Here is a 13,592-nt window from a genome sequence, read left to right on the forward strand (position 1 = left end):
CCGGTCCGCGACCGACGCTCCAGCAAACCCTTGTGAGGACACAGGAATGGCCACGGACGAGAAACTCCTCAAGTACCTCAAGCGCGTCACGGCGGAGCTGCACAGCCTGCGCAAGCAGGGCGCCCGGCACGCCGACGAGCCGCTCGCCGTCGTCGGCATGGCCTGCCGGTTCCCCGGCGGGGTGGCCTCGCCCGAAGACCTGTGGCAGCTGGTGGCCGGCGGTGTCGACGCCCTCTCGGACTTCCCCGACGACCGGGGCTGGGAGCTGGACGGCCTGTTCGACCCGGACCCCGACAACCCGGGAACGTCGTACACCAGCCAGGGCGGCTTCCTGCGCGGGGCCGGGCTGTTCGACGCGGGCCTGTTCGGCATCTCGCCGCGCGAGGCCCTCGTCATGGACCCGCAGCAGCGGGTGCTGCTGGAGACGTCGTGGGAGGCGCTGGAAGACGCCGGCGTCGACCCGCTGTCGCTGAAGGGCAGCGACGTCGGCGTGTTCTCCGGCGTGTTCACCCAGGGCTACGGCGCCGGCGCGATCACCCCCGACCTGGAGGCGTTCGCGGGCATCGGCGCGGCGTCGAGCGTGGCCTCGGGCCGGGTGTCCTACACCTTCGGGCTCGAAGGACCCGCGGTCACCATCGACACGGCGTGCTCGTCGTCGCTGGTGGCCATCCACCTCGCCGCCCAGGCCCTGCGCGCGGGCGAGTGCTCGATGGCACTGGCCGGCGGCGCGACGGTGATGCCGACGCCCGGCACGTTCGTGGCGTTCTCGCGGCAGCGGGTGCTGGCCGCCGACGGCCGGTCCAAGGCCTTCTCCTCGACCGCGGACGGCACCGGCTGGGCCGAGGGCGCCGGCGTGCTCGTCCTCGAACGGCTTTCGGTGGCCCAGGAACGCGGGCACCGGATCCTGGCCGTCATCCGGGGCAGCGCGGTCAACCAGGACGGCGCGTCGAACGGCCTGACCGCGCCGAACGGGCCGTCGCAGCAACGCGTGATCCGCAAGGCCCTGTCCGGGGCCGGTCTCGTGGCGTCCGATGTGGACATCGTCGAGGCGCACGGCACGGGCACCGCGCTCGGCGACCCGATCGAAGCGCAGGCGTTGCTGGCCACCTACGGCCAGGGCCGTGAGACGCCGTTGTGGCTGGGCTCGGTCAAGTCGAACTTCGGGCACACGCAGGCGGCCGCCGGCGTGGCCGGGGTGATCAAGATGGTCCAGGCCCTGCGCCACGGCACCATGCCGCCGACCCTGCACGTCGCCGAGCCGACACCGGAGGTCGACTGGTCGGCCGGCGCGGTTTCGCTCCTGACCGAGCCGCGCGCGTGGCCCGCCGGGGACCGGCCGCGCCGGGCCGGCGTGTCGGCGTTCGGCATCAGCGGCACGAACGCGCACCTCATCCTCGAAGAGGCGCCTCCGGTCGACGCCGTCCCGGACGAACCCGTGGTCGAGGGGCCGCTGCCGCTGGTCGTCTCGGCGGGCAGTCCCACCTCTCTGGCCGCTCAGGCGGGTCGGCTCGCCGACGCCCTGGAGTCCGGCGTGCCGGCGGCTCGACTGGCGGGTGCGCTGCTTTCGGGCCGGGCGCTGCTGGGTGACCGCGCGGTCGTGGTCGCGGGCACGGACGAAGAAGCCGTGGCCGGGCTGCGTGCGCTGGCCCGCGGCGAGCGGGTGCCCGGTGTGGTGACCGGTTCGGGCAAGCCGGGCAACGTCGCTTTCGTTTTCCCTGGCCAGGGATCCCAGCGGCCCGGGATGGGCCGGGAGCTCTACGACCGGTACCCCGTGTTCGCGACGGCGTTCGACGAGGCCTGCGAACAGCTGGACACCTGCCTGGCCGGACGCGCCGGCCACCGCGTGCGGGACGTCGTGCTGGGCGAAGTCCCCGCGGAAACCGGGCTGCTGAACCAGACGGTCTTCACCCAGGCCGGGCTGTTCGCGGTGGAGAGCGCGCTGTTCCGGCTCGCCGGGTACTGGGGTGTCCGGCCGGACGTCGTGATCGGCCACTCCATCGGCGAGATCACCGCCGCGTACGCCGCGGGGGTGTTTTCGCTGCCGGACGCGGCCCGGATCGTCGCGGCACGAGGACGGTTGATGCAGGCTTTGGCGCCCGGCGGGGCGATGGTCGCCGTGGCGGCGTCCGAAGCCGAAGTCGCCGAACTGCTCGGCGAGGGTGTCGAGCTCGCCGCCGTCAACGGTCCTTCGGCGGTGGTCCTTTCCGGTGACGAAGACGCGGTCCTCGCGGCTGCCACACAAATGCGCGAGCGCGGGTACAAGACCAAGCAGCTCAAGGTTTCGCACGCCTTCCACTCCGCGCGGATGGACCCGATGCTGGCCGAGTTCGCCGCCGAGCTGGCCGGGGTGACCTGGCACGAGCCGGAAATCCCGGTCGTCTCCAACGTGACCGGCCGGCTCGCCGGGCCCGGCGAACTCACCGAGCCGGGCTACTGGGCCGAACACGTCCGGCGTCCGGTGCGGTTCGCCGAGGGCATCGCGGAGTCCGGCGCCACCCTGTTCGTGGAGCTGGGGCCGGGAGCTGCGCTGACCGGCCTGGTCGAGGAGACGGCCGACGTCACGTGTGTGGCGGCCTTGCGGGACGACCGCCCGGAAGACACGGCGCTGCTCGCCGCGGTCGCCGAGCTGTTCGTCCGCGGGGTCGGCGTCGACTGGTCCGCCCTGCTGCCGCCGGTGACCGGGTTCGTCGACCTCCCGAAGTACGCCTTCGACCAGCGGAACTACTGGCTCCAGCCGGCCGCGCCTGCCACCGGCGCGGCTTCGCTCGGGCAGGTCGCGGCCGACCACCCGCTGCTCGGCGCGGTCGTCCGGCTGCCGCAGCCGGACGGCCTGGTCTTCACCTCGCGGCTGTCGCTGAAGTCGCACCCCTGGCTGGCCGACCACGTCATCGGCGGGGTGGTGCTCGTCGCGGGCACCGGGCTCGTCGAGCTGGCCGTCCGGGCCGGGGACGAGGCAGGCTGCCCGGTCCTCGAGGAGCTCGTCATCGAGGCCCCGCTGCCCGTCCCCGACCGCGGCGGCGTCCGGATCCAGGTCGTCGTGGGCGCGGCGGGGGAGACGGGGGCGCGCACGGTCGAGGTGTACTCCCTGCGCGAGGACGCCGGCGCGGAGGTGTGGACCCGGCACGCGACCGGGTTCCTGGCCGCGACCTCGTCGGCGCACGAACCGTTCGACTTCACCGCCTGGCCACCACCCGGTGTCGAGCGGATCGACGTCGGGGACTTCTACGACGAGCTGATCGAGCGCGGGTACACCTACGGGCCGTCGTTCCGCGGCCTGCGGACGGTCTGGCGTCGTGGCGACGAGATCTTCGCCGAGGTCGCCCTGGCCGAAGACGATCGCGCGGACGCGGCCCGGTTCGGCATCCACCCCGGCCTGCTGGACGCGGCCCTGCACGCCGGGATGCTCGGCGCCGCCACGACGGAAGAGCCCGGGCGGCCGGTGCTGCCGTTCGCCTGGAACGGCCTGGTGCTGCACGCCGCCGGGGCGTCCGCGCTGCGGGTCCGGCTCGCCCCGAGTGGCCCGGACGCCCTCTCGGTCGAGGCCGCGGACGAGGCAGGCGGGCTCGTCGTGACGGCGGATTCCCTGGTCTCCCGCCCGGTCTCGACCGAGCAGCTGGACGCGGCAGCCCACCGTGACGCGCTGTTTCGCTTGGCGTGGACCGAGATTTCCCCAGCCGGGGAGGCGCCCGCGGACCAGGTCGAGGTGCTCGAAGCATCCGGCGAGCGGGACCCCCTGGAACTGACCGGCCGAGTCCTGGAAGCCGTGCAGACCTGGCTCGCCGACGCAGCCGACGACGCTCGCCTGGTCGTCGTGACCCGCGGCGCCGTCCACGAGGTGACCGACCCGGCCGGTGCCGCGGTGTGGGGCCTGATCCGGGCCGCCCAGGCGGAAAATCCGGACCGGATCATCCTGCTGGACACCGACGGTGCAGTGCCGCTGGGCCGGGTGCTGGCCTCCGGCGAGCCGCAGGTCGCGATCCGGGACACCACGCTGACCGCTCCCCGCCTGGCCCGCGCCGAGGCCGCGGGGACACCGGCCGTGTCCGGCGGGACGGTCCTGATCTCGGGCGCCGGCTCGCTCGGCGTGCTCACCGCCCGGCACCTGGTCGCCCGGCACGGCGTCCGGCGGCTCGTGCTCGCGAGTCGTCAAGGGGCCGCCGCCGACGGCATGGCCGAGCTGACCGCGGAACTGACCGCCCAGGGCGCCGAAGTCTCCGTGGTCGCCTGCGACCTCGCCGACCGCGCCCGGGTCGAGGCGCTGCTGGCCGAACACCATCCGACCGCCGTCGTGCACACGGCCGGGGTCCTCGACGACGGCGTCTTCGAGTCGCTGACGCGGGAGCGGCTGGCCAAGGTGTTCGCCCCGAAGGTCGACGCCGTCCGCCACCTCGACGAGCTCACCCGCGACCTGGACCTCGACGCCTTCGTCGTGTTTTCGTCCGCGTCCGGCGTCTTCGGCTCCGCCGGGCAGGGCAACTACGCCGCCGCCAACGCCTACCTGGACGCCGTGGTCGCCCGCCGCCGGGCCGCGGGCCTGCCCGGCACGTCGCTGGCCTGGGGCCTGTGGGAACAGACCGACGGCATGACCGCCCACCTCGGCGGCGCGGACCAGGCGCGTGCCGGCCGCGGCGGCGTCCTCGCCCTCTCGCCCGCCGAAGGCATGGAGCTGTTCGACGCGGCGCCGGACGGGCTCGTCGTCCCGGTCAAGCTCGACCTGCGCAAGACGCGGGCCGGCGGGCCGGTGCCGCACCTGCTGCGCGGCCTGGTCCGCCCGGGCAGGCAGCAGGCGCGTCCGGCGTCCACTGTGGACTCCGGCCTGGCCGGACGGCTCGCCGGGCTCGCCCCGGCCGAGCAGGAGGCGCTGCTGCTCGACGTCGTCCGCACGCAGGTCGCGCTGGTGCTCGGGCACGCCGGGCCGGAAGCCGTCCGCGCGGACACCGCGTTCAAGGACACCGGCTTCGACTCGCTGACGTCGGTGGAACTGCGGAACCGGCTGCGCGAGGCGAGCGGGCTGAAACTGCCCGCCACGCTGGTCTTCGACTACCCGACGCCGGTGGCGCTGGCCCGCTACCTGCGTGACGAACTCGGCGACCCGGCCGCGGCCACTCCGGCGGTGACGACGGCGGCCGCGGACCTCGGCGAGCCGATCGCCATCGTCGGCATGGCGTGCCGCCTGCCGGGCGGGGTCACCGATCCCGAAGGCCTCTGGCGCCTGGTGCGCGACGGCCTCGAAGGCCTGTCCCCGTTCCCCGAAGACCGCGGCTGGGACCTGGAGAACCTGTTCGACCACGACCCCGGCACCACCTACACCAGCCAGGGCGGCTTCCTCGAAGGCGCCGGGCTGTTCGACGCGGGCTTCTTCGGCATTTCCCCGCGTGAAGCCCTCGCCATGGATCCGCAGCAGCGGCTGCTGCTGGAGGTGTCCTGGGAAGCCCTCGAAGGGGCCGGCGTCGACCCCGGTTCGCTGAAGGGCGCCGACGTCGGCGTGTTCGCCGGGGTGTCCAACCAGGGCTACGGCATGGGCGCGGACCCGGCCGAGCTGGCGGGCTACGCGAGCACCGCGGGCGCTTCGAGCGTCGTGTCGGGCCGCGTGTCCTACGTCTTCGGGTTCGAGGGCCCGGCGGTCACGATCGACACGGCGTGCTCGTCGTCGCTGGTCGCGATGCACCTGGCGGGGCAGGCCCTGCGGCAGGGCGAGTGCTCGATGGCACTGGCCGGCGGTGTCACGGTGATGGGCACGCCCGGCACCTTCGTCGAGTTCGCGAAGCAGCGCGGCCTGGCCGGCGACGGCCGGTGCAAGGCCTACGCCGAAGGCGCGGACGGCACGAGCTGGGCCGAGGGCGTCGGCGTCGTCGTCCTGGAGCGGCTTTCGGTGGCGCGCGAGCGCGGGCACCGGATCCTGGCCGTGCTGAGCGGCAGCGCGGTGAACTCCGACGGCGCGTCCAACGGCCTGACCGCCCCCAACGGTCCCTCGCAGCAGCGGGTCATCCGCCGGGCCCTCGCCGGCGCCGGGCTGAAACCGTCCGATGTAGACATCGTCGAGGGCCACGGGACCGGGACCGCGCTGGGCGACCCGATCGAGGCCCAGGCCCTGCTGGCCACCTACGGGCAGGAGCGCGAGACGCCGCTGTGGCTCGGTTCGGTGAAGTCGAACTTCGGGCACACGCAGTCGGCCGCCGGGGTCGCGGGCGTGATCAAGATGGTGCAGGCGCTGCGGCACGGCGTCATGCCGCCCACACTGCACGCCGCGGAACCCACCAGCCAGGTCGACTGGTCCGCGGGCGCGGTCTCGCTGCTGACCGAGGCCCGCGAGTGGCCGCGCAACGGACGTCCGCGCCGGGCCGGGGTCTCGTCGTTCGGCATCAGCGGCACGAACGCCCACTTGATCATCGAGGAAGCGCCCGACGAGCCACAGCTCGCCGAGACGCGGCCGGACAGCGGGATCGTGCCGCTGGTCCTGTCGGCCCGCAGCGCCGGCTCCCTGACCAGGCAGGCCCGCCGGCTGGCCGCGTTCCTCGGGGACGAGCCGCTGGCCGACGTGGCCGGTGCCCTGGCCGCCCGTGCCCGGTTCGGCGAACGCGCGGTCGTGGTGGCGGACTCGGCCGACGAGGCCCGCGCCGGACTGGCCGCGCTCGCCCGGGGCGAGGACCAACCCGGCCTGGTCGCCGGCCGGGCCGGGACACCGGGCAAGCTCGTCTGGGTCTTCCCCGGCCAGGGCACGCAGTGGGCCGGCATGGGCCGCGAGTTGCTCGAAACGTCCCCGGTGTTCGCGGAGCGGATCGCCGAGTGCGCGGCCGCGCTGGAGCCGTGGATCGACTGGTCGCTGCTCGACGTCCTCCGTGGCGGAGGCGACCTGGACCGGGTCGACGTCCTGCAGCCCGCGAGCTGGGCGATGATGGTCGGCCTGGCCGCGGTCTGGTCCTCGGCCGGGGTGGTCCCCGACGCGGTGGTCGGCCACTCCCAGGGCGAGATCGCCGCCGCCTGCGTGTCGGGTGCGTTGTCGCTCGAAGACGCGGCGAAGGTGGTCGCGCTGCGCAGCCAGGCCATCGCCGCGAAGCTCTCCGGCCGCGGCGGCATGGCCTCGGTCGCCGCGGGCGAAGCCGACGTGGAGCCGCGGCTGGCGGCCGGGGTCGAGGTGGCCGCCGTCAACGCTCCGGGGTCCGTGGTGATCGCGGGAGACGCGACGGCCCTCGACGAAACACTGGAAGTGCTCTCCGGTGCGGGAATCCGCGTCCGCCGGGTCGCCGTGGACTACGCGTCGCACACCCGGCATGTCGAAGACATCGAGGAGACCCTCGCCCAAGCCCTCGCCGGGATCGACACCCGGGCGCCCCTGGTGCCCTTCTTCTCCACCCTCACCGGGGAGTGGATCCGGGACGCCGGAGTCGTCGACGGCGGCTACTGGTACCGGAACCTACGCGGCCGGGTCCGGTTCGGCCCGGCCGTCGAAGCGCTGCTGGCCCAGGGCCACGGCGTGTTCGTCGAGATCAGCGCCCACCCGGTGCTGGTCCAGCCGATCAGCGAGCTCACCGACGAGACCGGCGCCGCCGTCACCGGTTCGCTCCGGCGCGACGACGGCGGCCCGCGGCGGCTGCTGACTTCGATGGCGGAGCTGTTCGTCCGCGGCGTCGACGTCGGCTGGACCACGCTGGTACCCCCGGCCCGGGTCGATCTGCCGACATACGCCTTCGACCACGAGCACTACTGGCTCCGCCCCACGGACACCGCGTCCGACGCCGTTTCCCTGGGCCTGGCCGGGGCCGGCCACCCCCTGCTCGGCGCGGTCGTCGAGCTGCCGCAGTCCGACGGTCTCCTCTTCACCTCGCGGCTGTCCCTGCGGTCGCACCCCTGGCTGGCCGACCACGCGGTCCGGGACGTCGTGCTCGTCCCCGGCACCGGCCTGGTCGAACTGGCCGTGCGGGCCGGCGACGAGGCCGGCTGCCCGGTGCTCGACGAGCTGGTGATCGAGGCGCCGCTCGTGGTGCCCCGCCGCGGCGGGGTCCGCGTGCAGGTCGCGCTCGGCGGTCCCGCCGAGGACGGCTCGCGCACGGTGGACGTCCACTCCCGGCGCGAAGACGACGACGGCTGGACCCGGCACGCCACCGGCGTCCTGGCCCCGGGCGGCCGGGCACGCGCCGCGGCCTTCGACTTCGCCGCGTGGCCGCCGCCGGACGCGAAGGCCGTCGACATCACCGGTGCCTACGACGTGCTCGCGGACGTCGGCTACGGGTACGGCCCCACGTTCCGGGCGGTGCGCGCCGTGTGGCGCCGCGGGGAGGAGACCTTCGCCGAGATCGCCCTGCCCGAGGACGCGGACGCGGGCGCCTTCGGCATCCACCCCGCCCTGCTGGACGCGGCCCTGCACTCGACGATGGTCAGCGCCGCCGCGGACACCGAGTCCTACGGCGACGAAGTCCGGCTGCCGTTCGCCTGGAACGGCCTGCGGCTGCACGCGGCAGGCGCCTCGACGCTGCGGGTGCGCGTCGCCAAGCCCGAGCGGGACAGCATGTCCCTGGAGGCCGTCGACGAGACCGGCGGCCTGGTCGTGACGCTGGACTCCCTGGTCGGCCGCCCGGTGTCGAACGACCAGCTGAACACGGCAGCCGGCGCCGGCTCGCTGTACCGGGTGGCCTGGACTCCACTGTCCCCAGTGGACACCGCGCTGCCGGTGCCGTCCTGGGTGCCGGTGGGCTCGGCGGAGCAGGTGGCGACGCTGGCCGACGACGTGCTGACCGGCGCGGCGGAGGCTCCGGCGGCGGCCGTCATGGAAGCCGTCGGCGACCCGGTGCCGGCCCTCACCGTCCGGGTGCTGGACGTCGTCCAGTGCTGGCTGGCCGGCGGCGGGCTGGAGCACACGAAGCTCGTGATCGTGACGCGCGGGGCGGTGCCCGCCGGCGACGGCGTGGTGACCGACCCGGCCGCGGCCGCCGTGTGGGGCCTGGTCCGGGCCGCCCAGGCGGAGAACCCGGACCGGATCGTCCTGCTGGACGCCGACTCCGCGGTGCCGCCGCTGCTGGGCTCGGTGCTGGAAACCGGCGAGCCGCAGGTCGCGGTGCGCGGCACGACGTTGTCCATCCCGCGGCTCGCCCGCGCCGCCCGGCCGGACGCGCCCGCCGGGTTCAAGACCGACGGGCCGGTGCTGGTCACCGGCGGGACCGGCTCGCTCGGCGGCCTGGCCGCCCGGCACCTCGTCGAGCGGCACGGCGTCCGGCAGCTGGTGCTCGCCAGCCGTCGCGGCCTGGACGCCGACGGCGCGAAGGACCTGGTCACCGACCTCACCGCACTGGGCGCCGACGTTTCGGTCGCCGCCTGCGACGTCGCCGACCGGGACCAGGTGGCGGCGCTGCTGGCCGAGCACCGGCCGACCGCCGTCATCCACACGGCCGGGATCGCCGACGCCGGGGTGATCGGGACGGTGACGCCGGACCGGCTGGCCGAGGTGTTCGCCGCGAAGGCCGACGCCGCCCGCCACCTCCACGAGCTGGCCGGCGACCTCGACGCGTTCGTCGTCTACTCCTCGGTCTCGGCCGTGTTCATGGGCGCGGGCAGCGGCAGCTACGCCGCGGCCAACGCGTACCTGGACGGGCTGATGGCCCACCGCCGCGCGGCGGGCCTGCCGGGCCAGTCGCTGGCGTGGGGCCTGTGGGACCAGACCTCCGGCGGCATGGCGGCCGGGACCGACGAAGCCGGCCGGGCCCGGATGACCCGGCGCGGCGGCCTCGTCGCCATGAACCCCGCGGAGGGCATGGAACTCTTCGACGCCGCCATCTCCGCCGGAGACGCCGTGCTGGTGCCCGCCCGGCTCGACCTGCGGGGCCTGCGCGCCGAAGCGGCGAGCGGCGCCGACGTGCCGCACCTGCTGCGCGGCCTGGTCCGCGCGCGACGGCAGCAGGCGCCCACGGCGTCCACTGTGGACGAGAATTGGGCCGGCCGGCTGGCCGGGCTCGACCCGGCCGAGCGGGCGAAGGTCCTCCTGGACCTGGTGCGTGCCCAGGTGGCCGGGGTGCTGGGCTACCGCGGCGGCCGGCAGGTCGACCCGGACCAGGGGCTGTTCGAGATCGGGTTCGACTCGCTCACCGCGGTCGAACTCCGCAACCGGCTGCGCGCCCGCACCGAACGGAAGATCGCGCCGAGCGTGGTCTTCGACCACCCGACCCCGGCCCTGCTCGCCGCGCACCTGAACGAACTGCTCTCAACGAAGGGGTGATGACGTGTTCGACGTGGAGACCTACCTCCAGCAGATCGGCTGCGGCGGGGAAACCGGCGTGGACCTGGAGACGCTGGCGAAGCTGCAGAAGAGCCACCTGACGGCGATCCCGTACAGCAGCCTCGCCTACCCCCCGCGGGACGCGGTCAACGTCGTCGACCTCGACGAGGACGACGTCTTCGTGACCAGCATCGCCGAGGCGAAAGGCGGCGCCTGCTACCACCTGAACCGGCTGTTCCACCGGCTGCTCACCGAACTCGGCTACGACGTCACGCCACTCGCCGGCAGCACCGCCGAAGGCCGCGAGACCTTCGGGACCGACGTCGAGCACATGTTCAACCTCGTCACCCTCGACGGCGCCGACTGGCTGGTGGACGTCGGCTACCCCGGCCCCACCTACGTCGAGCCGCTGAAGCTCTCGCCCGCCGTGCAAACCCAGTACGGCAGCCAGTTCCGGGTGGTGGAGCAGGACTCCGGGCACGCGGTGCAACGCCGCGGCGCGGTCACCCGCTGGAGCACCATCTACACCTTCACGACCCAGCCGCGCGAGTGGAGTGACTGGAAGGAACTGGAGGACAACTTCCGGGCACTGGTGGGGGACACCACCCGCACCGACACCCGGGAAACCCTGTGCGGCCGGGCGTTCGACGGCGGCCAGGTCTTCCTGCGGCAGCGGCGGTACCTGACGGTCACGGACGGCCGCGAGCAGGTGCGCACCATCACCGACGACGACGAGCACCGGGCGCTGGTGGCCCGCGTGCTGTCCGGCGACCACGGCTGAACCGGCGAAAGGCACGACGATGACGGAAAAAGAGGGCCTGCTGGCGAGGTTCGCCGGCGTGTGCAGGTCCGCCTACCACCTGCACTACCTGCCCTACCTGCACCTCTTCTACGGCGGCGAATACCTCCACCACGGCAGCGAGCCGGTGGCCCGGATCGCCGACCTGCCGTACCGGACGCTGCCGGAGCCGCGGGAGCCCTCGCCGTGACCACGACGATTCCGGTGCACCTGCAGGAACGGTCCTACGACGTGCTCGTCGGCCCCGGCGTGCGGAACTCCCTGCCCGGGGTCGTCCGTCGGCTGGGCGCGCGGCGGGCCGTGGTCGTCTCGGCCCGGCCGCGCGACTGGGTGCCCGACACCGGCGTCGAGACGCTCGTGCTGCCGGCGCGGGACGGCGAGCCGGCCAAGCGGCTGTCCACAGTGGAGGATCTCTGCGGCGAGTTCGCGCGGTTCGGGCTGACCCGGTCCGACGTCGTCGTCTCCTGCGGCGGCGGCACGACCACGGACGTCGTCGGGCTCGCGGCCGCGCTGTACCACCGGGGCGTCGCCGTGGTCCACCTGCCCACGTCGCTGCTCGCGCAGGTTGACGCCAGCGTGGGCGGGAAGACCGCGGTGAACCTGCCGGCGGGCAAGAACCTCGTCGGGGCGTACTGGCAGCCCAGCGCGGTGCTGTGCGACACGGACTACCTCACGACCCTGCCCCGGCGGGAGCTGCTGAACGGCCTCGGCGAGATCGCCCGCTGCCACTTCATCGGCGCGCCGGACCTGCGCGGCCGCCCGCTGCCGGAGCAGATCGCGGCCGGCGTCACCCTCAAGGCGGGCATCGTGGCGCAGGACGAGCGGGACACCGGGCCGCGGCACCTGCTCAACTACGGCCACACCCTCGGGCACGCACTGGAGATCGCGACGGACTTCGCCCTGCGCCACGGCGAAGCGGTGGCCATCGGCACGGTCTTCGCGGGCCGGCTGGCCGGTGCGCTCGGCCGCCTCGACCAGTCCGGAGTGGACGAACACCTCGACGTCGTCCGCCACTACGGCCTGCCCGCCGCGCTGCCCGAGGACGTCGACCCGGCGGTGCTCGTCCGCCAGATGCACCGCGACAAGAAGGCCGTCACCGGGCTCGCCTTCGTGCTGGCCGGGCCTCGCGGTGCCGAGCTGGTGAGCGACGTGCCGCCGGACGTCGTCACCGACGTCCTGGCCGGGATGCCCCGCGCCGACCTGCAAACCCTGCTGGGGGCGACATGAACGGGAGGGGGGCACTTTCACGTAAAAGTGCCCTCTCGGTGCTCGCGGAACGGCTGAGCGCGGCGCTGGCCCGGCCGGCCGCGCAGCAGCCGTGCTGGCCGGACGCCGAGCGCGCGAACGCGGTCATCGAGCTGCTGCACGAGGCCGACCCGATCGTGACCCCGGCGGAGACGGCCCGGCTGCGCGCGCGGCTCGCGTCCGTCGCCCGCGGCGAGGCGTTCCTGCTGCAGGGCGGGGACTGCGCGGAGACGTTCGCCGGCAACACCGAGCCGCACCTGCGGGCCAACCTGGGCGTGCTGGAGCGGATGGGTGACGTGCTGGCCGAGGCGGCCGGCCTGCCGGTGGTCAAGATCGCCCGGATGGCGGGGCAGTTCGCCAAGCCGCGGTCCAAGACCGAGGACGCGCGGGGCCTGCCGGTCTACCGCGGCGACATCGTGAACTCCCCGGAGTGCACGGTCGCGGCCCGGACACCCGACCCGCACCGGATGCTGCTGGCGTACGCCCACGCCGCCGGCGCGATGGACGTCGTCCGCAAGCTCTGCGCCGAGGGCATCGAACCGCGGGTGGCGCAGGTCGTGCTCGCCGGCGCCCGCCGCGCGTCCCCGGTCGGCGCGTGGCCGTTCCCGGACCGCGGCCGGCCGGCACGGCCGAGCGAGATCTACGTCAGCCACGAGCTGCTGCTCCTCGACTACGAGCGGGCCGTCCTGCGGCCGGACTCCGCAGGCCCGGAACCCCGGCTGGCCAGCGGGCTGGCGCACTTCCTGTGGATCGGGGAGCGCACCCGGCAGCTCGACGGCGCCCACATCGCGTTCGCGGAGCTCCTGGCCAACCCGATCGGCCTGAAGCTGGGGCCGGGCTGCACCCCGGAGGAGGTCGTCGAGTACGTGCGGCGGCTCGACCCGCACCGCACGCCGGGCCGGCTGACGCTGGTCAGCCGCATGGGCCACGACCGGGTCCGCGAGCTGCTCCCGCCGATCGTGGAGAAGGTCGCCGCGTCCGGGCACGAGGTGATCTGGCAGTGCGACCCGATGCACGGCAACACCCGGACCTCGGGCAACGGCTACAAGACCCGCCACTTCGGCCACGTCGTCGCCGAGCTCGCCGGCTTCTTCGCCGTGCACCGGCAGCTCGGCACCCACCCGGGCGGCATCCACGTCGAGGTGACCGGCGACGACGTCACGGAGTGCCTCGGCGGCGCCGCCGGCATCGCCGAGACCGACCTGCCCGACCGCTACCTGACCGCGTGCGACCCGCGGCTCAACGGCGACCAGTCGGTCGAACTCGCGTACGCGATCGCGAAGCTGCTGCGCTGAGCCCCATGCGCCCCAATGTGGCGTTCGGTGCGTCCAACGCACCCAA

The 13,592-nt window shown here is 74.4% G+C and carries 5 protein-coding genes; all 5 read left to right on the forward strand.

Going from position 1 to position 13,592, the window contains the following annotated elements; genetic code table 11:
* Nucleotides 1-46 precede the first annotated feature (46 nt).
* The 5 genes from BLW76_RS01340 to BLW76_RS01360 are packed head-to-tail and all read left to right on the forward strand — an operon-like array spanning nucleotide 47 to nucleotide 13,546.
* On the forward strand, nucleotides 47-10,207 hold the full coding sequence (locus BLW76_RS01340; RefSeq protein WP_091304007.1) for a type I polyketide synthase: 10,161 nt from the start codon (nucleotides 47-49) through the stop codon (nucleotides 10,205-10,207).
* 4 nt (nucleotides 10,208-10,211) lie between these two features.
* Complete coding sequence (locus BLW76_RS01345; protein WP_091304008.1) at nucleotides 10,212-10,988, forward strand: arylamine N-acetyltransferase; 777 nt, start codon at nucleotides 10,212-10,214, stop codon at nucleotides 10,986-10,988.
* Between the two features lie 19 nt (nucleotides 10,989-11,007).
* Nucleotides 11,008-11,196 carry a hypothetical protein gene (locus BLW76_RS01350; protein WP_091304009.1) on the forward strand — a complete coding sequence of 63 codons (189 nt, stop codon included), beginning with the start codon at nucleotides 11,008-11,010 and terminating at the stop codon, nucleotides 11,194-11,196.
* Nucleotides 11,193-12,233 (forward strand): 3-dehydroquinate synthase family protein, encoded by a 1,041-nt coding sequence (locus BLW76_RS01355; protein WP_091304010.1) that lies wholly within the window; start codon nucleotides 11,193-11,195, stop codon nucleotides 12,231-12,233. The genes BLW76_RS01350 and BLW76_RS01355 overlap by 4 nt, the downstream gene beginning before the upstream one ends.
* Nucleotides 12,230-13,546 carry a 3-deoxy-7-phosphoheptulonate synthase class II gene (locus BLW76_RS01360; protein WP_091304011.1) on the forward strand — a complete coding sequence of 439 codons (1,317 nt, stop codon included), beginning with the start codon at nucleotides 12,230-12,232 and terminating at the stop codon, nucleotides 13,544-13,546. The genes BLW76_RS01355 and BLW76_RS01360 overlap by 4 nt, the downstream gene beginning before the upstream one ends.
* Nucleotides 13,547-13,592 lie beyond the last annotated feature (46 nt).

This window comes from Amycolatopsis tolypomycina, from assembly GCF_900105945.1.
GTDB lineage: Bacteria > Actinomycetota > Actinomycetes > Mycobacteriales > Pseudonocardiaceae > Amycolatopsis > Amycolatopsis tolypomycina.